Annotated in this window: 21 protein-coding genes; 10 read left to right on the plus strand and 11 right to left on the minus strand. The window is 40.9% G+C overall.

The genetic code is table 11. The features are described from left to right. Positions 1-79: 79 nt before the first annotated feature. From sucD to dctA, 3 genes are all read right to left on the minus strand, one after another. The gene (gene sucD / locus AC570H_RS12960; protein ID WP_199139227.1) at positions 80-952 is read right to left on the minus strand and encodes a succinate--CoA ligase subunit alpha; all 873 of its coding nucleotides are present in this window, start codon (positions 950-952) and stop codon (positions 80-82) included. 147 nt (positions 953-1,099) lie between these two features. Next, on the minus strand, positions 1,100-1,870 hold the full coding sequence (locus AC570H_RS12965; RefSeq protein ID WP_497355451.1) for a hypothetical protein: 771 nt from the start codon (positions 1,868-1,870) through the stop codon (positions 1,100-1,102). 22 nt (positions 1,871-1,892) lie between these two features. Continuing rightward, a complete protein-coding gene (dctA, locus tag AC570H_RS12970) occupies positions 1,893-3,188 on the minus strand; it encodes a C4-dicarboxylate transporter DctA (protein WP_497355453.1) in 1,296 nt (431 codons plus the stop codon). Between the two features lie 177 nt (positions 3,189-3,365). Here dctA and AC570H_RS12975 point away from each other — a divergent pair, with 177 nt between their 5' ends. Continuing rightward, complete coding sequence (locus AC570H_RS12975) at positions 3,366-3,797, plus strand: hypothetical protein (protein ID WP_497355455.1); 432 nt, start codon at positions 3,366-3,368, stop codon at positions 3,795-3,797. A gap of 61 nt (positions 3,798-3,858) precedes the next feature. On the opposite strand, the gene AC570H_RS12980 is transcribed toward AC570H_RS12975, so the two are convergent. Continuing rightward, a complete protein-coding gene (locus tag AC570H_RS12980; RefSeq protein ID WP_497355457.1) occupies positions 3,859-5,652 on the minus strand; it encodes an ABC transporter ATP-binding protein in 1,794 nt (597 codons plus the stop codon). An 85-nt stretch (positions 5,653-5,737) separates the two neighbouring features. Then, a complete protein-coding gene (gene truA, locus AC570H_RS12985) occupies positions 5,738-6,541 on the minus strand; it encodes a tRNA pseudouridine(38-40) synthase TruA (RefSeq protein ID WP_497355459.1) in 804 nt (267 codons plus the stop codon). 106 nt (positions 6,542-6,647) lie between these two features. On the opposite strand from truA, the gene AC570H_RS12990 reads away from it, so the two are divergent. From AC570H_RS12990 to AC570H_RS13020, 7 genes are all read left to right on the plus strand, one after another. Further along, on the plus strand, positions 6,648-7,106 hold the full coding sequence (locus tag AC570H_RS12990; RefSeq protein WP_497355461.1) for a DUF4293 domain-containing protein: 459 nt from the start codon (positions 6,648-6,650) through the stop codon (positions 7,104-7,106). Between the two features lie 8 nt (positions 7,107-7,114). Beyond that, on the plus strand, positions 7,115-7,564 hold the full coding sequence (locus AC570H_RS12995) for a VOC family protein (protein WP_497355463.1): 450 nt from the start codon (positions 7,115-7,117) through the stop codon (positions 7,562-7,564). A gap of 212 nt (positions 7,565-7,776) precedes the next feature. Next, complete coding sequence (locus AC570H_RS13000; protein ID WP_497355465.1) at positions 7,777-8,571, plus strand: hypothetical protein; 795 nt, start codon at positions 7,777-7,779, stop codon at positions 8,569-8,571. Position 8,572: 1 nt separating this feature from the next. Further along, positions 8,573-9,262 carry a hypothetical protein gene (locus AC570H_RS13005; RefSeq protein ID WP_497355467.1) on the plus strand — a complete coding sequence of 230 codons (690 nt, stop codon included), beginning with the start codon at positions 8,573-8,575 and terminating at the stop codon, positions 9,260-9,262. Between the two features lie 15 nt (positions 9,263-9,277). Next, a complete protein-coding gene (locus AC570H_RS13010) occupies positions 9,278-9,736 on the plus strand; it encodes a DoxX family protein (RefSeq protein WP_497355469.1) in 459 nt (152 codons plus the stop codon). A 111-nt stretch (positions 9,737-9,847) separates the two neighbouring features. Then, positions 9,848-10,396, plus strand: a complete 549-nt coding sequence (locus AC570H_RS13015; RefSeq protein WP_497355471.1) for a hypothetical protein — start codon at positions 9,848-9,850, stop codon at positions 10,394-10,396. Between the two features lie 373 nt (positions 10,397-10,769). Continuing rightward, on the plus strand, positions 10,770-12,644 hold the full coding sequence (locus tag AC570H_RS13020) for a DEAD/DEAH box helicase (protein WP_497355473.1): 1,875 nt from the start codon (positions 10,770-10,772) through the stop codon (positions 12,642-12,644). Positions 12,645-12,696: 52 nt separating this feature from the next. On the opposite strand, the gene AC570H_RS13025 is transcribed toward AC570H_RS13020, so the two are convergent. Continuing rightward, entirely contained in the window at positions 12,697-13,038 is a 342-nt protein-coding gene (locus tag AC570H_RS13025; RefSeq protein ID WP_497355475.1) for a hypothetical protein, read from the minus strand. A gap of 134 nt (positions 13,039-13,172) precedes the next feature. Between AC570H_RS13025 and AC570H_RS13030 the strand changes: the two genes are divergently transcribed. Then, the gene (locus AC570H_RS13030) at positions 13,173-14,258 is read left to right on the plus strand and encodes a sulfatase-like hydrolase/transferase (RefSeq protein ID WP_497355477.1); all 1,086 of its coding nucleotides are present in this window, start codon (positions 13,173-13,175) and stop codon (positions 14,256-14,258) included. Between the two features lie 148 nt (positions 14,259-14,406). Here AC570H_RS13030 and AC570H_RS13035 read toward each other — a convergent pair whose 3' ends face one another. The 5 genes from AC570H_RS13035 to AC570H_RS13055 form a co-directional block, all read right to left on the minus strand. Further along, positions 14,407-15,045, minus strand: coding sequence for a lysophospholipid acyltransferase family protein (locus tag AC570H_RS13035; protein WP_497355479.1), 639 nt, complete (start codon positions 15,043-15,045; stop codon positions 14,407-14,409). A gap of 1 nt (position 15,046) precedes the next feature. Further along, on the minus strand, positions 15,047-15,871 hold the full coding sequence (locus AC570H_RS13040; protein WP_497355481.1) for an alpha/beta fold hydrolase: 825 nt from the start codon (positions 15,869-15,871) through the stop codon (positions 15,047-15,049). Positions 15,872-15,874: 3 nt separating this feature from the next. After that, positions 15,875-16,873 carry an NAD(P)H-dependent glycerol-3-phosphate dehydrogenase gene (locus AC570H_RS13045; protein WP_497355483.1) on the minus strand — a complete coding sequence of 333 codons (999 nt, stop codon included), beginning with the start codon at positions 16,871-16,873 and terminating at the stop codon, positions 15,875-15,877. Positions 16,874-17,009: 136 nt separating this feature from the next. Then, positions 17,010-18,371 carry an efflux RND transporter periplasmic adaptor subunit gene (locus AC570H_RS13050; protein ID WP_497355485.1) on the minus strand — a complete coding sequence of 454 codons (1,362 nt, stop codon included), beginning with the start codon at positions 18,369-18,371 and terminating at the stop codon, positions 17,010-17,012. A gap of 30 nt (positions 18,372-18,401) precedes the next feature. Further along, on the minus strand, positions 18,402-19,763 hold the full coding sequence (locus tag AC570H_RS13055; protein ID WP_497355487.1) for a TolC family protein: 1,362 nt from the start codon (positions 19,761-19,763) through the stop codon (positions 18,402-18,404). 83 nt (positions 19,764-19,846) lie between these two features. Here AC570H_RS13055 and AC570H_RS13060 point away from each other — a divergent pair, with 83 nt between their 5' ends. Then, entirely contained in the window at positions 19,847-20,521 is a 675-nt protein-coding gene (locus tag AC570H_RS13060) for a polysaccharide deacetylase family protein (RefSeq protein WP_497355489.1), read from the plus strand. Positions 20,522-20,759 lie beyond the last annotated feature (238 nt).

Below are 20,759 nucleotides of genomic sequence, written 5' to 3' on the forward strand. Positions count from 1 at the left end.
GTTTGCAATGATGGCTATAAACAACAAAAGCATCCTACAATGTAGAATGCTTTTTTATTTGAACCGAATAAATCGGATCTTATTTCTTCAATAAGTTAGCCATGGCCGCACCAATTTCTGCAGGGCTTTCTACTACGGTAATACCGCACTCGGCCATGATTTTCATTTTGGCTGCTGCTGTATCATCGGCACCGCCAACAATTGCACCAGCGTGGCCCATTCTACGTCCCGGAGGCGCTGTTTGGCCAGCAATGAAACCAACAACTGGTTTAGTACCGTTTTCTTTGATCCACAATGCAGCTTCAGCTTCCATGCCACCACCAATCTCACCAATCATGATGATACCTTCGGTTTCTGGATCGTTCATTAATAATTCAACTGCTTGTTTGGTTGTAGTACCGATAATAGGGTCGCCACCGATACCGATAGCTGTAGTGATACCCATACCTGCTTTTACTACTTGGTCTACCGCTTCGTAAGTTAAGGTTCCAGATTTTGAAACCACACCTACTGTACCTCTTTTGAAGATGAAACCTGGCATAATACCAATTTTAGCTTCGTCGGCAGTGATGATACCTGGACAGTTAGGACCGATTAAACGGCAGTCTCTGCCAGTGATATAAGATTTTACAGCGATCATATCCTTTGTTGGGATACCTTCTGTAATACATACGATTACTTTAATGCCTGCTTCTGCAGCTTCCATAATGGCATCGGCTGCGAAGGGAGGAGGTACAAAAATAATAGATACATTGGCGCCAGCTTTATCAACCGCATCTTTTACAGTGTTAAATACAGGTCTATCCAAATGTGTTTGGCCACCTTTGCCTGGGGTTACACCACCAACAACGTTCGTACCGTAAGCTATCATTTGCTCAGCATGGTAGGTACCTTCATTTCCGGTGAAACCCTGAACAATTACTTTTGAATCTTTATTTACTAAAACACTCATTATATCTATTTTTTTGTGTGCAAATCTAAGTGAATTGAAATGGAATGTCAAATGCAAAAGACAGATAATTTGTCACATCTTTATTTATTACATAGACCTGCAGGTTTAATCTGCATTAGGCACCTCAAACCTTAGAGGTCCCAGTCCCTAATAATTCGAATATTGGTATTTTTGGGCTTCATTTAAATAAAAATGATTGGTAATCAGTTTATTTAGCTGATCGACTATTTTTAATAGTTCTTCTTTTCTTTCTTTTTTATCAGCTGGAGAAACAACTGCGTCAAAATTATAAAGCTCGTCATCTAGTACTTTTTGCTTCAATCCGGCAATAAAAAAGTGCTTTTCTTTGGCTACTGGATATTTTTTTTCGTCATATTCCTTACCATAAATATAAACCGCATACTCCGCATGAGCATACAATCGTTGGTATTGATGGCCAAAATAGGTACCTCCAGATTTTAAATGTCCGTTCAAAGCATTAATTAACCTAAAAATAGAAATCAATGCATGTCTTTCTTTCACATGTTTGGTTTCCCCATTTCTTTGCCTCAAAAAATAGGTATACATCAGGTAATAATCGTCTTGGCAAATTTCGCACCCAAATCTGTTAAATTCTTTCTCTTCTTCAGTTTGAGGTTCATAGCCCATGCCACGAGTTGCATAAGCTTCATCTGGATTTTGAAAAAATTCTTCACTGAATTGGGGAATAGTTTTTTTGGCGAGATAGAGATCACGCTCATTGAAATTTATCGTATCATCATAAAACACAACCGGAATCTTGCGTTGGCCTACCGTATCTTTAACAGGCCCATGTTTTTGTTTTGCTGCACTATCGATTTTCGCAGTTGTATTGTCCATTTGGGCATTTTGACAGCCCAAACCTAAGAGTACAAGCCACAACAATAATGTGCTTTTCATTGGTGTATGTAATTTAATAGGCTTAAAAATGATCTCCCTCTGCCTTTGCAATCGCCAATGGCTTAATGGCATTCCGGTATTTCTCTTCGTCAAATTCGTTTTCGCTTTTAGCAATCACTATAGTGGCAATTCCGTTGCCGATCATATTGGTAATGGCACGGGCCTCGCTCATAAAACGATCGACACCCAATAAAATGGCGATATGTTCAACCGGCATAATCTTTAAGGCTGTTAATGTACTGGCCAACACAATAAAACCGCTTCCCGTCACTCCTGCTGCGCCTTTCGAGGTCACCATCAGCACCGCCATTACAGAAATCTGCTCTCCAACAGAAAGGTTTATATTGAATACCTGCGTTAAAAAAATCACGGCCATGGCCAAGTAAATGGAGGTACCGTCGAGGTTAAAAGAATAGCCCGTCGGGATCACCAGCCCCACCACCGATTTGTCGCAACCGATGTCTTCCATTTTCTTCATCATGCTTGGCAATACCGATTCGGAAGACGAAGTGCCCAAAACGATCAGTATTTCCTGCCTGATAAATTTAAGGTAAGCCCACAAGCTGAACTTATAATAACGACAGATAAGGTTGAGCACCACGAAGATAAAAAGGAAACAAGTGAGGTAAACCGAACCCATTAAACTGGCCATTGGCTTTAAAGTACCAATGCCATAAGTACCAATGCTATAGGCCATGCCCCCAAATGCACCAATTGGCGCCACACGCATCACCACTTTCATCATGTTGAAGAGCACTTTCGAGATCTTGTCAAAAGTGCCCAACAGCGATTGGCCTGTGGTACCCAGTTTGCTCAATCCGTAGCCAAACAAAATGGCAAAGAACAAAATCTGCAGGATCTCACCCTTGGTAAAAGCCTCAAAAATGTTTTTGGGAATGATATGCGTAACAAACTCCAGCCATTTGATTTCGCCTGCCTGCTCTGCGTATTTGGCAATTTTGGTTACATCGCCAGCCGGCACCTTCACCCCAACGCCGGGCTTCAGCAAATTGGCTACCACCAAGCCTATGGCAATAGCAGCCGTTGTTACAATTTCGAAATACAGCAATGCCTTGCCACCAACGCGCCCAACTCTTTTCATATCGCCCATGTGTGCAATGCCCAACACAATGGTAAAAAATATGATGGGTGCAATCAGCATGCTGATCAAATTGATAAAGCATTTGCTGATGAGTTCTGCACTTGGCGCAAAACCAGGAAATTCTTGACCTACAATAACACCAAGGATAATGGCTAGGAGAACCTGAAAGGTCAAGTTGGCAAATATGGATTTTAAAAATAAAAATACAGGCTTCATTAAAACGGCAATTAAGGTTGAAATATAAAACTATTTTTTGGCGCAGTAGTCCATTTTTTAACAAATGGAAAAAAAAGCATCGGCATTAGATAAAAAAAGACAATTTGTACGTTGTAAGAGCTGGAACCCCAATTTATTAGATTAATGCCTATCTTTACCGCCCATAACGCCGTTAGCATGAGAAAATTGAGTCTTTTATTGATCGTTGCTGTCAGCATGCTGTTCATTTATGCCTGCAAAAAAGAGGTGGTTGAACCGCAGCAGGCCGTGCAAAAGCAGATTTTAGGCAGGTGGCCACGCAAATACGAAATTACCACTGTTTATGTAGACAATATTACGATGTGGCCAGACACCACGATAATATACAATCCGATAGATACGCTCGTTTTTAGAACCGATGGCAAAGTAATTACCAGAAGAAGTGGCATAGCCGTAGACAGTACTACTTATAGCATCGATACCGAGGGACAGCACATTACTTTTGGGACCCAAGCCCCACAAAAATTAAGTTTTGTACGGTTTAAGAGCATTGGCATCATTACCGAAACCATTGTGAAAAATGGTGCAAGCACTACCAAAACAGTGAGAGAAACGCAGTTGATTAAATAAGGTGGAAAGGTAGAAGGCGAAAGGCCTGGGAGACTGCCATCCTGCTACTTAATACGGTTCATCATTCTCCCTTGGCAATTCCTGCCGAAGAAAACTGTAGTTCGTAAAGGCGTTTGTAATAACCATCTATCTTGAGCAATTGCTGATGGGTGCCCTTTTCCTTGATTTCGCCTTTATCCAACACAATAATCAGGTCTGCCTTTTGGATGGTAGATAAACGGTGGGCAATTACGATAGAAGTCCTGCCATGCATCAATTTATCGATCGCATTTTGGATAAGCATTTCTGTCTCGGTATCAACCGATGAGGTAGCTTCATCGAGCACCAAAATAGAGGGCTGGTAAACCAAAGCCCGAATAAACGAAAGCAATTGTGCCTGCCCTGCAGAAAGCGTAGCTCCACGCTCCATCACGTTATAATGGTAGCCACCCGGCAAACGCTCGATAAAATCATGCGCCCCTACTTTTTTGGCAGCAGCTACCACTTCATCAAAAGTAATGGAAGGGTTATTGAGGGTAATGTTGTTGAAAATGGTATCAGAAAAGAGGAATACATCCTGCAGTACCGTAGCAATGTGGCTGCGCAAATAACCCAGTTCGTAATCTTTGATATTTACACCATCAACCTTGATCGTACCTTTCTGGATTTCGTAGAAACGGTTCAGAATATTAATAGTAGATGATTTACCCGCCCCCGTAGCACCAACCAAGGCTATAGTTTGTCCCGGCTTTACCTCAAACGAAATATCTTTGAGTACATAGTTGTCATCGCCTACCGGCCCATCTTGGTTATAGCTGAACCAAACCTGCTCAAAGTTGATTTCGCCCTTCATTTCGGCAGGTACGTAAGTGCCTTTGTTTTCGGTAGCTTCGTCGGTATCTAACACTTTAAACACACGTTCTGCACCCACCATTCCCATTTGCAAGGTATTAAACTTATCTGCAAGCTCTCTAATCGGCCTAAACAACATGTTAATGAACATGATGAAGGTAGTGATGGTTCCCGGCTCTACATCAAGAGGTTTTTCCAATATCATCCTCGAGCCATACCAGATGAGCAAGCCCAAAGAAAGTGCCGAAATCAATTCGACCACCGGAAAAAAGATGGAATAATACCAGTTGGAACGGATGTTGGCATCGCGGTAGCGCGAGTTGATCTTTTTAAATTTCTTGTATTCCTGCTCTTCCCTTGCAAAATATTGAATGATAGAAATACCGCTGATGTGTTCCTGTAAATAGGTATTGAGGTTGGCTACCTCGGTTCTGATCTCTTGAAAGGCCACCTTAATGGCTTTTTGAAAAATACGGGTAGCGATAATCAAAAACGGAATAGGCAAAAGCACCACGATGGTCAGCTCCCAATCAATATACAGCATCCATCCGATAATGACCACTACCTGCAAAAGGTCGCCCACCATGGCAATCAAACCCTCGGAAAAAATATCGGCAATGGTTTCCAAATCAGATACGGTACGGGTAATCAACTGCCCAATAGGCGTCTGATCGAAATATTTAAGCCTCAAGCGACTGATGTGGTTAAATATATTGATCCTTAAATCTCTAATGGCCGATTGGCCCAAGGTATTGGTTGATAAGGTTTGGCTATACTGTACGATGGTTTGCAGTGCCAGAAGCGCAATCATTAAAATGGTCATCCCCACCAAGCCTTTGTAATCGCCTTGTAAAATGTATTTATCTAAAGTATATCCAATTAAATAAGGCCTGATCGGCGTAATTACCGCCAGTAAAAGCGTTAGTGCTACCGACCACCTGAAAACCGCACGATAAGGCCTTACATACTCAAAAACACGCTTGAGCAGGTTAACATTAATGGCATCTCCAGTTATTTTAGACATATATTATTATAATTTTGAATGATTGAAGGCTTCAATGATTGAATGTTTATTTCTCATTTCCTAATTCAATCATTCACTAATTCAATCAATTTACATACGGGTATTCTATTTTAACCAGATACAATCCGCAGGCTGGTACCGACTGACCGGCATTGCTCCTGTTTTTGCTGGCTATGATGGCTTCTACTTCTCGGGGCGCCAAATCTCCCTTGCCCACCAAAACCAAGGTACCCACAATGGCTCTCACCATATTCCTTAAAAAACGATCGGCACTGATGCTAAAAACAAGGCCTCCTGCTATCGCCTCGAACTTGGCTTCGGTAATTTTGCAATTGTTGGTAAAGGTCTGTGTTTTAGACTTGCTGAAACAAGAAAAATCTGTAAAATTTAACAACAATTTTGCGGCCTGGTTCATGGCTTCTACATCAAGCTTGCCTTTATATAGCCAAGAACGATCGAGCTTAAACGGATCCTTCTCAAAATGCAGGTAATATTTGTAAGCGCGCGAAGTTGCATCAAAACGGGCGTGGGCTTCGTCGGCTACGCTGAAAATCCGTTTGACGGCAATCGTATATGGCAAAAGCGAATTGATTCCGCCCACGGCATTCAGCACTGTTGCTTCGGGCAGGTCGGCCACATCAAAATGGGCAAAAAACTGAGTAGCATGTACGCCAGCATCTGTACGGCCACAACCTAAACTTACTATTTCTTGCCTCAAATAAACGCTCAGCGCCTTATCCAAGCATTCTTGAACAGTAAGCCCATTGGGCTGTGTTTGCCAACCGTGATAGCTGGTGCCATCGTAACTCAGTTCTATAAAGTACCTCTTCTTGTCCACTTGTTGCAAAAATACTTTTTTCTGCGCATTTATCCTTTCTGCAATCTGCATTTGCATCGGCTATCTGCCTAAAATATTTTTTCGGCCACAGTGCACTCTTATTTATTGCTTTTAAATGCATTTTTTAGCTAAGTTTGTTAAAATTATTTGCAATTATATGATACAAAGAATACAATCTATTTGGCTGCTATTGGCCTGTGTAACCATCTCCTGCTTAATTTTTTTCCCTATTGTGAATACCAATGTGGGCAGCGTACAATATGTGGTAAACGCACAGGGCATTTATGAAAAGGTTGGCGAACAAAGCAAGCAAATCGAAGCTTCTTTTCCAGTTTTAATCAGCACCATAGCCATTGCTTTATTGTCGCTTTTTAACGTTTTTAATTTCCGCAAGAGGCAGCTGCAAAAAAGAATTGCACTGGTTACCATCGTGTTGATCATCGGCTTGTCTTTTTGGTGCAGCCAATATGCCAAGCAAATACCAGGCGGATTGGAAAATGCCAATTACAACGTCGGCTTATTCTTGCCTGTAGTGGCAATTTTCTTTACTACTTTGGCCATCAGAGGTATTAATAATGACGAAAAGCTGATCAAATCTGCCGACCGTTTGCGGTAGATTTGGACATGATCAAAGGACTTTACGAAACCCATATCGAAGTCGAAAACCTCGAAAGAGCCATCGACTTTTATAAAAATACGCTCGGCCTAACCCAATGCCATTATGAAGAAGGCCGTCGCATTGCCTTTTTCTGGATTGGCGAACCCCAAAGTGCCATGCTCGGCGTTTGGGAAAAGCCTGCTGGCGAAGTACAGAAAAGACACTTTGCCTTTAGGTGCGAAGTAGACGATATTTTGCAGCATGCCGTTCCTTTTCTGAAAGACAGGAACCTGAGACCTTACAATTTCTTGAAGGATGGCAAAGAAGAACCTATGGTTTTTGCCTGGATGCCAGCGATAGCCGTTTATTTTAACGATCCCGACGGCAACTCGCTGGAATTTATTGCTATCTTGGAAGGTGAGGCTAAACCCGAATTGGGCGTAGTTTCTTATGCACAATGGATGGCCGAAAGATAGACTTTAAAATCTTTTTATAGCTAGGCAACCCTAGGCTTCAACATCGCAGTTTCCAACAGCACAAACGTGATCAAAATTTTCACTGTTTGGGCCTGTCTAAATTTAGCCCTTCTCAAGCTAAACAGGTTGGAATCAGACATTAAATTTTATTAAACAACCCTGATTTCTTCGGAAACTATCTTACATTTGGCATCAAATCTAAAATTAACGCCATGACAAGAATTATATGCAAGCCACTCATTGCCTTCGCATTGCTTTTATTTATTTCAAGTTGCCAGCCTACTACACAAGAAAAAGTAAGAAATTTTGTTGGAAGCTATAACGAAAGCGCAAAACAGCTCAACGATCCTGTTATCGCTCAAACCTTTGCAGAAGAAATAGACAACGAAACAGGGAATGGACTTAAAGACATCAAAATTGTTTTTTGGACCAAGTTAAGCAAAAACGAGAGCAACACCGAAATTTTCAAGGCACTATTGCCCAATCTATGTGGCAATATGATTAAAAGTGAAAAATCTGCTAACAATCTCATTGAGAAGGGAGTAAAATTTCGATTTGAGCTTCGCGACGAAAGAGGCCGATCTATAGAAATGATAGAAATTGACAAGGCCAAGCTACAAGAAATAACTGCCAAAAACAATGAGAAAAAAAAACCAGACAGCCTTAGCAACAACAGCTCTTCTTCTCAAATCAATCAGGTATTAACTACCCTAAATCAAAGCCTACCAGCCGTGATAGATAAAGAACTTGGGCTCAAAATGCTAAAGATTGAGGTTAATAAAGCAAATGAACTAGTATACATTACCGAGGTTCCGAACAAAACAGTGCATTTGTTCAAAAACAAAAATATCGAAGAGGTAATGAAACAAGAAGTCTTAAGAAGCTCAAACATCAAAATGCTGCTCACAAAAATCAAAACTATGGGATTGGTAAGGATTAGATATGTTTACAAAGACGAAAAGGGCAGTGAATTAATAACAGTTCCAATATCAGAAACGGATTTATAGCATGAGCGAAAGAACATCCCCTTGGAGATTGGTATTGAGCCTTGTCGTCCTTTTCATTGTCATCATTAGGTTTATTGCAAAGGTTTCTACACCTACAGCCAGCTATTCAGCTCCAAACACAGATCAATTGGGTTTAGCCAATCTGCAAAGGCTCTCTGAAGATAGAAAACTACAGTACGAAACCGTGCTTAATGCAAACAGAAAGACTATTTTCTATACCAAATATGCCGATTTAGATACCTTCTCTTTCAAAAACAGAACCAGCTATAAAATGTACAAGCTTATGGCAGACAGCTTGGTTACTTTTGACCTTAACACTAAGATAAAGATAAATAAAGGCTATTATTTTCAAAACTTGCATGATGACCAGCTGAGGATGGCTATCAAAACCCCTAAAGATCTGAACATTTTTGTACACGATTTCGAGTCCAAAAACAGCGTTGCCGATGATTTCAAATCACTAAAAAGCAATTTAAACCTGCAATATTTCAAATTAGAAAAGTTAGTGAAGGCAAAAATGATTTCTTATCAGCTCACGAAAAACAAACTCGTATTTAATGGTTTTGCTTTGGCTTTTATAGAAAACGGCTATTCGCTTTTTATAGAGTTCGAAAGCGCAAAACTAAAAAAAGACGAGCTCAGACTTACTGCGCTAAATTTTTTGCAAACGAATCTCATAACAGAAAAATAAAAACTACACTTTGCTGTGAAACCCCTATTTGTACTTCTTGGCACCTTTATCATTAGCCTTTTAGTCACCAGGCTTGCCCAAGGCTTTTACAATTTCATCCTAGCCGGCAGCATTGCCATGGCTGCCATGTTGGTTTTCACGGCAATTGGGCATTTCGCTTTTACCAAAGGGATGGCTTTGATGGTGCCAGATTTTGTACCCTTTAAAACAGGTATGGTTTATTTTACTGGCCTACTGGAAATTGCTTTTGCAGTTGGACTGGCTATTAACGATTGGCGGGTTTATACGGCATGGGCACTGTTGGTCTTTTTGATTATCATGCTCCCGGGCAATATCAAGGCAGCATTAGAACATGTCGACTACCAAAAGGGAACATTTGACGGCCCGGGACCAAAATATTTATGGTTCAGGATTCCCTTGCAGTTCTTTTTCATGGCTTGGGTTTATTATTTTTGCATCAGCCTAATGAGTTAATGTGCCACCCGGGCTTGTTTCTTCTGTTTCTGATTTTTAGACTTTCGAAGTCTTTACTTTGATGTTGATCAGATAGTTTGTTTCTTTAACTATCAAAAAACTCGATAAAGAATGACAGAAGAAGAATTACGAGAAACATATGTCAAATGGCCTACTTCTAAGCTTTTACATGCTCAGGCTAATGAAGAAGACTATACCTCAATAGCAATTTCTGCCATTAAAGCCGAAATCAAGGCCAGAGATATTTCACAAGAAGTACAGGATCAGCATTATGATGTTGCCAAAACCATAAGAGAAAGCAAATTTACGACGATCAATTTTGATCTTGATTTAGACCCTTGGCTAAAAGCTCTCTTTTTCTTTCTGTTTGCTTTCCCTTTTGTAGGCCCAACACTTAGGGCAGATTTTGCAAATAAAGGCCAGTTGCTCAGACTTAGCCAGGCTCGTTATTATTCTATTTTAGGCATTTCATTCGTAATGATTGGGCTATTCTTTTCGGTCGGTCCCAACGGATCAATTATTTATTTATTTGGATGCTGGATTTTAGGTTACATTTTAGCTTATTGTTGCGATATGAGTTTCATGAAACAACACTATATCGAAAAATTAAAGAGCCGTTTTCCAGACGGGAAGGTGATTCTTGATAGGGAAATGCTCTAAAGCTTTAAGCAAGGTCACTGCTGCTATCTTCTTTACACTGGACCTGGGTAAAATAGCCCGGATTGAAGCGGCATCCTTTTTTGCTGCGAAGGCAAAAAAGATACAGCGCAAAGCCGGACTGCCTTTAACCTTGCCAAAGGCACTGCGCTCCAAATCAGTTCGCAATTATTAGTTTACAGTTGCTCTTTAATAGCAACCAATGAGCCAATAGGCTACTTGACCAATGACTAATCAGCCGATGAACCAAGAATTACTTAACCTACTCAAAGTCAACCTATTTGATATAGAGGCGCTTTCAAAAACTATTTACCTGAAAATCTGTGAAATACGGAATATTAACCGTACCTTTGCCGCTTAATTAAAAAATGTTATAATGATAAACCCATTTAGTAAATTGGGGATAAGTGATGACGTTGTTAATGCCGTAAAAGAGCTAGGATTCGAAAATCCTACGCCTATTCAGGAGCAATCCATTCCTGTACTGTTAGAAGGTAGTAACGACTTTGTTGGTTTGGCCCAAACAGGAACAGGAAAAACAGCCACATTCGGATTGCCGCTGTTAGAATTGATAGACTTTAAGAGCAATAAGCCACAGGCACTCATTTTGTGCCCTACCCGTGAGCTTTGTCTGCAGATTGCAAACGACATCAAGAATTTCTCAAAAAACACGCCTAATGCACACGTAGTTGCCGTTTACGGTGGCGCGAACATTATGCAACAACTACGCGAAATACGCAATGGCGTACAAATCGTAGTGGCCACGCCCGGCCGTATGTTAGACATTATTGGCCGTAAAGCCATCGATTTCTCTAACGTGAAATATGTAGTATTAGATGAAGCCGACGAAATGTTGAACATGGGCTTCCAAGAAGACATCAACGATATCTTGTCTACTACTCCAGACGATAAAAAAACATGGTTATTTTCTGCTACCATGCCTGCAGAAGTTCGCCGTATAGCCAAAAACTATATGGATAATCCTGTAGAATTGACCATGGGCACCAAAAACACTGGTAACGTAAACATAGAACATGAGTACTATGTGGTTCGTGCCAGAGATAAATATGCCGCCCTTAAGCGTATTGTAGATTTTAACCCGGAAATTTTTGCCGTGGTATTCTGCAAAACCAAAATGGATACGCAAGAAGTGGCAGACCATTTGATTAAAGATGGCTATAATGCAGATTCTTTGCATGGCGACCTTTCGCAACAACAACGCGACAAGGTAATGCAACGTTTCCGCGAAAGACACATGCAGCTATTGATTGCTACCGACGTAGCAGCCCGTGGTATCGACGTAAACAACGTAACCCACGTAATCAATTACGCATTGCCTGATGAGATTGAAAGTTATACCCACCGAAGCGGCCGTACTGGTCGTGCAGGCAAAACCGGTATTTCTATCTGTATCGTTAACTCAAAAGAGATTGGCAAAATCCGTCAGATCGAAAGAATTATTGGCAAACAGTTTACCAAGGCCGAATTGCCAACTGGTTTCGACGTTTGCGAAAAACAATTGTTTGCTTTGGTACACAAGGTTCACAATGTAGAAGTAAATACCGATCAGATCGACCAATACATCCCTAGGATTATGGACGAGTTTGCCGAATTGAGCAAAGAAGAAGTAATCAAACGTTTTGCTTCTTTAGAGTTTAACCGTTTCTTGGAATACTACAAAAATGCACCAGACTTAAATGCAAGTGCTGATGATCGTGGCGAAAGAGGCGATCGCGGACCAAAAAGCTTTGGCAGCAGCGATTACACCCGCTTGTTCATTAATGTGGGTTCTGTAGATGATTTTACCAGAGGCGATTTGTTAGGCTTCGTATGTAACAACGGTAAAATTAGCGGCAAATCTGTAGGAAAAATCGACCTTAAAGGCGTTTTCTCTTTTATTGAAGTAGAAAATGACGCAGTTGATTCATTGTTCAACAACTTTAAGGAAGTTCAATACAACGGACGCGAAGTAAGGTTGGAAAAAACTTCGGAAGAAGCCCGTAGCGAGAAACGCAGTTTCGGTGGCGGTGGCGAAAGAAGAGGTGGCGGTGGCCGTGGAGGCTATAGTGGTGGTGGCGACAGAAGAGGCGGCAGTGGCCGTCGCGAAGGTGGCAGCAGCGGCGGTGGTGGTTTCAGGGATTTCTCTGGACGTAGCCGTGAAGAAAGAGGTGGTGGCAGCGGCGCAGGCCGTGGCGATCGTCGCGACAGCCGTGGCGGAGGAGACAGAGGCGGAAGCAGACGCAGATCTTAAGCACACAAACATAAAAAAACCCCGACCAGCAATGATCGGGGTTTTTTATTGACTAATTTTTTTCTTTAGGCCTGTCTTTAATTTCACTGGCCTTTAAGTAAACTTTAGCGCCCTTACTATTGATGTAGTATTTCTGGTTCTTGCCGTCTATATAAACGTTTGTGCCATCTGGCGCCATTTTGCCTTTATAAGTTTGGTCGGCTACTTTAGAAGCACCTTTAACAGCTACTTCTGCGGTTTTGTTGCCCACGCTCTTCGCTCCTTTTTCAACAGCCTTTCCTGTTTTGTTAAGGGCTTTACCCACCTTTGTTTTCTTTTCTTGCGCTACAGCTGTAAAAGTAACCGAGGTGATCATTGCCATGGCCGCTAGGCCAACTAAAAATTTTCTCTTCATGGTAATTATTTTAACTAGAAACAAGATAAAAAACGCTTTGTTTTGAAAATCGGTAGCCTTAACCTAACTAATCCTAAAAATTAATTTAAAATTTATAATAAAAGTTTAATTTTACTAAACAAAAAAATCACCTTATGAAACTCAGATTAACCTTATTATTGGCTTGCATTGCTTTCGGCGCGTTTGCCCAAAGTACCAAAACCAAAAACATTGTATTTATTTCTGTCGACGGCTATCGCTGGCAAGAACTCTTTAATGGCGCCGATTCTGCGCTAATCAGGCAAAAAAAATATAGATCGCAGGATTCTGCCGAAGTAGTAAAAAAATACTGGGCCGGCACATCCACAAAAAGAAGAGAGTTGCTCATGCCCTTTTTCTGGAATACGATTGCCAAACAGGGACAGCTTTACGGCAACAGGGCGCATGGCAATAAAGTAAATGTCCGAAACCCTTACTGGTTCAGCTATCCTGGCCGAAGCGAAACCATAACAGGTTATGCCGATCCGAAAGTAAACAGCAATAGTTATCCCAATAACCCGAACGAAAATATTTTAGAATTTGTAAACCAACAAAAGGGCTATCAAGGCAAGGTAGTTACCTTCGCGGGCTGGGCACCTGTTGCCCAAATTGTGAACCGCGACAGGAACAAAATGCCATTGATTAATCCTTACGAAAAGGTAACAGGCACAAATCTTACCGAAGCACAGCAACTGGCCAATGAGTTGCAGGATTATCTGCCAAGTTATTTTGGTAAAGAAGTACGTTGGGATGCCAATACCTATGCCATTGCCAAGACTTATATCAAGGCCAACCATCCAAAATTTGTATACATCGATTTTGCTGATCCAGACGATTTCGGCCATGCCGGGCAATACGACTATTACTTAGACTGTGCAAACTATATCGATGCCATGATTGGCAATTTATGGAAAAGCATGCAGGCCGATCCTTTCTATAAAGACAACACCACTTTTGTAATTTGTCCAGACCACGGCAGAGGAGTTGATGGCAAGTGGGTCTCACACGGCACTTCGGCCCCCGGCTCTAACGAAACCTGGCTGGCTGTTATTGGTCCAGATACGCCGGCCAATGGCGAAATGAAAAGCGAGGGACAAGTTTACCAGGATCAGCTGGCACAAACCATGGCCAAATTGTTTGGATTTACCTTTACTGCCAACCATGATATTGGCCAGCCTATTCCATCGGTACTGAAGAAATAATTATCAGTTCTTAGTTTACAGTTTTCAATAACGATTGAACAATTATTTAACTTGTCATTCTGAGCATCGCGAAGAATCTACTTGACACAGATTCCTCGTTACACTCGGAATGACAAATTTGGCTTGAAATAAACCAGATAACTAGTTTTTAATCCACTACATGCGCTGGTGGATTGTACTGCTTGCGCTGGGTTTGTTTGCACGATTGGTAAAAAGCATTATAGGCTTCTTCCATTTGGGCCGAATCCTGCTGACCAGTATAATCCATGAGGTAAACATTGGCCTTGGGCTTAAAATTTGCCAGAAAATCTAACAATACAACTGCAAAAACTACCTGAATGGGCTGTTTGTTCTTTTTGAGGATCCTGTCTAATCCCTGTTCAAAATGGATTTGGTTTAAATGCTGTGAATAAACTCCGCCTTGCGGGAAAATGCCTAGCATGTTTTTAGGATCGCTTAATAGAGAAGCTGCATAGTTAAGCGAATCGACAATTGATTTTGATTTCTTGTTAACCGAAAAGCAGCCGATATATTTTAAGGGCTTGAAGTTGCGCATCTGTTCTTCGAGCACCATTACCTTAAATTCTTTTTTTAAAACCTTTCTGCACAACAGGTGCATCAGTGGGCCATCATTAAAGCTGTAATGGTTCATGAGCAACAAGGTCGCTACATCAGGTTTGATGGGTGGCGCATTTAGGAAAGCTATCTTAGAAAACTTAGACAGCAAGTACTTTTCTGCAGCCAGCATCAGCCATTGAACCAGTTTGATAGGTTTATCTTTAATCATTTTATTGTTGCAACTGGGTAGCCAAATAGTTATTCATTTCTACGTTTACCAATTCGTGCCCGCCATCAAATACATGTATTTTCGGATCGGTTAGCAAGGTACTAAACCGTTCGCCAATTTTGCTTGGAAAGAGCTTGTCTTTTTTCCCAAAATATAGATGGCAATCGATCTGGTGGCGATTGATCGCTTCGGCAATTCGCTTCCTGTTAAATTCGAGTTGCGCATAATAGGTAATCGTATTGTAGCAAGTCAACCTCGTTTCGGTTGTACCGAACTCTGCCTTTAAAATCCGATGGATGTCTTTATCGATGTAATTAAGCCTGAGCAATGAATTTAAGAGAAAATTAACCGTTTTAGGACTGTAAACCAGTTTATAAAAAAGCCTATTGATCAACAGGTTAGCCCCTCCCAGTCTTAACAGCTTATTAGGCTCTATGCCATCGGGGGCAATGAGGTATGTTGTGGCAATTCTTTGAGGCAAGTTCTCAATCAAACAGAGCGCCATTCTGGTACCGATGCTGTAAGACAACAGCGATACCTTATCGACATGAGGATACGTTGCCTCGAGAAACTGATTGATCTGAACAGCGAATTTCTTGGCATCAAGTCCTTTACGGATATGGTGAACAGAATTGTCGTTTAGGCGTGTTTCGCCATGAAAAAACAAATCGAAGCTAATGATGCTGTATTTCTTTCCGAAAGCCTCCTCTAACACCTTAAACTGCGTACCACGCATACCAAAGCCATGAAAAGCCAAGAGAATTTCATCACCGCTCCCATATTGGTGGTAATGCAGGCTGCTTGATTCCGTTTTAAAAATCGGCATAAACTAATTCAGCTTTTCGGTAAGCAAACGCATTTCGATGTGCGGCGAATGCTTTTCGTACAAAATGGCATATACGGCCCTGCTGATGGGCATATCTACCTTGTATTTTTTGTTGATGAAATGCATGCAGCTCGATGCATAGTAACCTTCGGCCACCATATTCATTTCCAGCTGTGCCGATTTTACCGTATAGCCCTTGCCAATCATATTGCCAAAAGTACGGTTGCGGCTAAACTGCGAATAGGCGGTTACCAATAAATCGCCCAGATAGGCTGATTCCTTGATATCTCTGTCTATAGGATGAACGGCATCTACAAAATCCTTGATCTCCCTAATGGCGTTCGAAATGAGCACCGCCTGAAAATTATCGCCATAGCCTACCCCATGGCAAATGCCACTGGCTACCGCGTAAATATTTTTCAATACCGCAGCATATTCCGTTCCGAATATATCATCAGATACATTGGTTTTGATATATCTTGTATTCAGCAACTTGGCGAAATAATCGGCTTTTGCTACATCTGTGCTCGCAATGGTCAAATATGAAAGCTTTTCAAGTGCTACCTCTTCGGCATGGCATGGTCCGCTGATCACCAAAATATCTTCCAAAGGCACCTCAAATTTTTGGTTCATGAATTCGCCAATGATGAGGTTTTCATCGGGCACAATCCCCTTGATAGCCGACACGATCTTTTTGCCTTTTAAAGAAGCAGGACTTAAACCTTTCAGCGTGTCCTTTAAAAAAGCTGCAGGTACATTGAGCACTAAATAATCGGCTTGCTCAACAATAGCTTGTATATCCGACGAAATATTATCCGCCGGCACTTTGATCTCAACAGAACTCAGGTAATTGGGGTTATGTTTAAACGCCTTGATATGGGCGATGGCTTCTTCATTGCGCATCCACCAAAAAATTTCTTTTTCAGAGAAGTTATCGGCCAACATCTTAATGATAGCCGTTGCCCAACTTCCGCCACCAATCATTGCAATTTTAGGTATCATAAGCATTTAAGGGTTATGGATAAGCGAACTTAAACAAAACTGTTTTAAAGACAAAAGGTTTAAAGTAAATGCCTAATGCATGTACCTTAAACCTTATGCGGTATCAAAAATACCTAATTTTTATGAGTTTGGGAACTTACTTTTTCCCGTCGGTTGCAAATAGCTTATCCTTAGTGGTTTTTTCCACCTTCATGCCATCCGACAATTTATTCTGGATGGCAGAATAAGGACCCGAAACAATTTCTTGACCGGCTTTTAATCCAGTTTTTACAATGATATATTGATCATTTTGGATGCCTGTAGTTACTTCGGCTTTCTTCACCGTGCTGGCTTTGCTATCAAAAAGATAAACGTATTGTTTTACTTTTTTATCGGCCAATTTTGCTTTTTGCTTATCGGTGTTTTGGTCGTTGCCACTTGTCATCGGATCGGTTGATTTATCCTTTTCGCTGGTAAATACGGCCTGGATTGGAACTGCCAAGGCAGTTTCCGACTCGCTTTCGATATCAACCGTAGCCGAAAGGCCTGGTCTGAATGGCGAAGGCAAATCTTTGGCACCACCTTTAACTTGGTTATATGAATCTGGCAATAAGCGTACTTTAACAGAGAAATTGGTTACCTGATCTACAGATGATGAGGTGGTAGTACCCACACTGGTTGATGAACTGGCAATTTCTGTCACCACTCCTTTGAATTTTTTATCGGCAAAGGCATCAACTTCAACAGTAGCGCTATCGCCTACGTTCACGCGGTTAATGTCGTTTTCGTTTACATCTACGTTAACCTCCATGGTATTCAAGTTAGAAATACGCATGATCTCTGTACCCGCATTTTGTGAAGTACCCAAGATACGATCGCCCAATTCTATTGACAATTTAGATACTACGCCATCAACAGGAGAGTAAATAGTAGTTTTAGCCAAGTTCGCTCCTGACTCTTTTACATTGGCACCTGATTCTTCCAAATCAAATTTAGCGCCTGTAACAGCTTCTCTAGCGCTAGCCAATAAAGCTTTCGCAGATAGGTAAGATGCTTTGGCTGCATCAAATTCTGATGCAGAAATTACTTTTTTGTTGTATAATTCTACATTACGTTTGTAGGTGGCTTCGATATTTGCAAAGTTAGCCTCATTTTGCGCTAACGACTGTTGCGCAGCCGCTACCCTTGCTTTTTGTGAGCTGTAAGAAGCAACTGCCCTCTCATAACCTGACTGTAATACATCTGGTCTTACTTTACAAAGCAATTGACCTTTTTTAACCACATCGCCTTCTTTTACCAAAAGCTCAGTTACCTCTCCAGAAACCTCAGAACTTAACTTAACTTCTATTTCTGGCTGTATTTTGCCACTAGCAGTTACGGTTTCAACAACTTTTTTGTCACCTGCTTTCTCAACGGTTATCTTTTCGATTTGTTTTCCACCAATAAGGCCGGTCATTTTTGCAACGATAATGAGTGCAATTAGTACACCGACGCCAATTAAAATGTGCTTAAGTTTCATAATTATGGATAAGTAATGTTTGTTTTCGGGTTAAAATATAATCTGTTTGCCCAAATAGTAGTCGATCACCTTAGACCTGAACAACAAGTCGTATTTAGCCTGGATCATGTCTATTTCGGCTTTGTTTTTATTGGTTAATGCAGTGCTATAATCCAATGAGTTCACCAAACCTACATTGTAGCGCTGCTCAATTACATAATAAGCGTCTTTTTGCGCCTGAAATGCATTGGTTGTAGATTCGAAACGGCTTTGGGCAGCTTTCAAATCGGCAACAGCCTGATAAATTACCTTGTTCAGGTTGTTTTTGGTCAGCTGCTCCTGTGTTTCGGTCTGCATCAAATTAATGCGTGCCCTTTTTACGCCATACCTGGCCTGCAAGCCATTAAAAATCGGGATCGATAGGCTTAGGCTTATTCCTTTTGAAAGGTTGTTTTTCAACTGCTCTCTAAAAGTTTCGTTTGGCACGGTAGAGTTATAGTTATAGAAATAAGTTGAACCGTAGCTAGCACCAAAACCCAAACGAGGATACAGACTTCCTTTGGCCACGTTTACGCCAATTTTGGCAGCCGCCGTTCTTTGTGCGCCCAATTTGATATCCGGAAAATTGTTTAACGCTTTTTGATAGATTGCTTCTGCATCTTCAGTAGCGCCCTGTTGCGTAAAATTATCAATTGAAGGTGCCTGTACATCATATTTTGTAGATGATGGGATATCCATCAATTGTGCCAAGGTGATATAGGAAATAGAAAGTGTATTAAGCGCATTGGTTACATTGAGCTCGGCAGTTGCCACCTGCGATTTCGCCTGTGATAAATCGGCCAATGTTTTATTGCCCACATCCAACAATTGTTGTTGCTGGTTTAACAATTGCTTGGCTACCGTTAATTGCTCTTCGGCTGTTTTCAGAAAATCCTTGTTATACAAAATCTGCATGTATGAAGTAATCACCTGCAAGATCAAGTCGTTCTTTACTTTTTCAGTATTGGTTTTATCGGCATCCAGCAACAGTTTGTTCTGTTTGATGGTATTTAGTTTGGCAAAACCGTTAAAAACGTCAATCCCTGTATTCAAACCTGGGCTAAAGTTATAGTTTTGGGTATTTTGGTATAAACCCGATGCGGTTTGGTTACGGCCCCAGCCCATGCTTTGGTTGGCACTGGCGTTCAAAGTTGGGTACAAGTCCATTTTAGATTGCTTAAGATTTACATCTGATAGGCTTTCTGTAAATTGCGACTGCTTAACCTGCAAGTTATTTTTAAGGGTATTTTCTACCGCTTGTTTAATGGTAATTACCTCTTGCGCAACGACTCTTTGGCCCACAGTGAGCAGGACTGTTAAAGAGAAAATAAAAGTAAACTTCGCTAAAGAGCTGTAATTGGCAACTTGTTTCATAAAAATTTGTTTCACAATAATAAATAAACAATTAATCGAATTTTGTAAATTTTTAAGTACAGCCTAAATGTTTACTTTTGGACATGTACCTCGTTAAATCTCCACTTCTACTCAAATGGTATTATCCGTCTTTAACATGGAACAAATCCCGCTCGGAAAAAACTGTTTATTTAACCTTTGACGATGGACCTATACCCAATGTTACAGACTTTGTACTAAATACTTTAAAAAGCTTTGGTGCAAAGGCCACTTTTTTTTGCATTGGCGACAATATTATTAAACATCCCGCTATTTTTGAACGAATAAAAGACGAAGGCCATGCCATTGGAAACCATACCTTTAATCATTTAAAAGGATGGAAAACCGACGACAAAACCTACGTAGACAATTTTCTGAAGTGCCAAGAACTTACCCAAACCACTCTTTTCCGTCCGCCTTATGGTAGGATTAAAAAAAGCCAGATCCGCAAGATACAATCTGAAGTCCGAAATTGGGATGCTGAAGTTTACTTATCCAAAAACTTAGCACTCAAAACTCAAAACTCAGAACTAACTATTGTAATGTGGGACGTGCTCAGTGGCGATTTCGACACTACACTTAGTCCAGAAAAATGCTATCAAAATGTAATCGACAATACAAAAAATGGCGCTATCATTGTTTTTCACGATAGTTTAAAAGCCTTTGACCGTTTGCAATTTGCCTTACCCAAAACCATCCAGTATTTGAGCGAGAGAGGCTACCAATTTGGCACCCTGTGAAGCGAACAGCCAAGCGCCAAGTTTGTGCCAAAGCCAAAACACATTCTTAAAAATCTGTATTTCAGTAATTTACCTATTAAAATCTCTGCCTTACTGTTCATAAATGCACAAAAGCGTTCGATAATGGACACCATTCATTAGTTTATCGGGAATCCAACTCCAGATCAGATCCTTCACTGCGTTCTGGATGACAAATCCTTTATTACAATCTTGTAAACTGAAAACAGGCAGCTCTAAA

Source organism: Pedobacter sp. B4419, assembly GCF_059693725.1.

Bases quoted from the DNA above. Each gene is read 5' to 3' on its own strand.
- sucD (WP_199139227.1), bottom strand. From the start codon at position 952: ATGAGTGTTTTAGTAAATAAAGATTCAAAAGTAATTGTTCAGGGTTTC.
- AC570H_RS12965 (WP_497355451.1), bottom strand. From the start codon at position 1,870: ATGAAAAGCACATTATTGTTGTGGCTTGTACTCTTAGGTTTGGGCTGT.
- dctA (WP_497355453.1), bottom strand. From the start codon at position 3,188: ATGAAGCCTGTATTTTTATTTTTAAAATCCATATTTGCCAACTTGACC.
- AC570H_RS12975 (WP_497355455.1), top strand. From the start codon at position 3,366: ATGAGAAAATTGAGTCTTTTATTGATCGTTGCTGTCAGCATGCTGTTC.
- AC570H_RS12980 (WP_497355457.1), bottom strand. From the start codon at position 5,652: ATGTCTAAAATAACTGGAGATGCCATTAATGTTAACCTGCTCAAGCGT.
- truA (WP_497355459.1), bottom strand. From the start codon at position 6,541: ATGCAGATTGCAGAAAGGATAAATGCGCAGAAAAAAGTATTTTTGCAA.
- AC570H_RS12990 (WP_497355461.1), top strand. From the start codon at position 6,648: ATGATACAAAGAATACAATCTATTTGGCTGCTATTGGCCTGTGTAACC.
- AC570H_RS12995 (WP_497355463.1), top strand. From the start codon at position 7,115: ATGATCAAAGGACTTTACGAAACCCATATCGAAGTCGAAAACCTCGAA.
- AC570H_RS13000 (WP_497355465.1), top strand. From the start codon at position 7,777: ATGACAAGAATTATATGCAAGCCACTCATTGCCTTCGCATTGCTTTTA.
- AC570H_RS13005 (WP_497355467.1), top strand. From the start codon at position 8,573: ATGAGCGAAAGAACATCCCCTTGGAGATTGGTATTGAGCCTTGTCGTC.
- AC570H_RS13015 (WP_497355471.1), top strand. From the start codon at position 9,848: ATGACAGAAGAAGAATTACGAGAAACATATGTCAAATGGCCTACTTCT.
- AC570H_RS13020 (WP_497355473.1), top strand. From the start codon at position 10,770: ATGATAAACCCATTTAGTAAATTGGGGATAAGTGATGACGTTGTTAAT.
- AC570H_RS13025 (WP_497355475.1), bottom strand. From the start codon at position 13,038: ATGAAGAGAAAATTTTTAGTTGGCCTAGCGGCCATGGCAATGATCACC.
- AC570H_RS13030 (WP_497355477.1), top strand. From the start codon at position 13,173: ATGAAACTCAGATTAACCTTATTATTGGCTTGCATTGCTTTCGGCGCG.
- AC570H_RS13035 (WP_497355479.1), bottom strand. From the start codon at position 15,045: ATGATTAAAGATAAACCTATCAAACTGGTTCAATGGCTGATGCTGGCT.
- AC570H_RS13040 (WP_497355481.1), bottom strand. From the start codon at position 15,871: ATGCCGATTTTTAAAACGGAATCAAGCAGCCTGCATTACCACCAATAT.
- AC570H_RS13045 (WP_497355483.1), bottom strand. From the start codon at position 16,873: ATGATACCTAAAATTGCAATGATTGGTGGCGGAAGTTGGGCAACGGCT.
- AC570H_RS13050 (WP_497355485.1), bottom strand. From the start codon at position 18,371: ATGAAACTTAAGCACATTTTAATTGGCGTCGGTGTACTAATTGCACTC.
- AC570H_RS13055 (WP_497355487.1), bottom strand. From the start codon at position 19,763: ATGAAACAAGTTGCCAATTACAGCTCTTTAGCGAAGTTTACTTTTATT.
- AC570H_RS13060 (WP_497355489.1), top strand. From the start codon at position 19,847: ATGTACCTCGTTAAATCTCCACTTCTACTCAAATGGTATTATCCGTCT.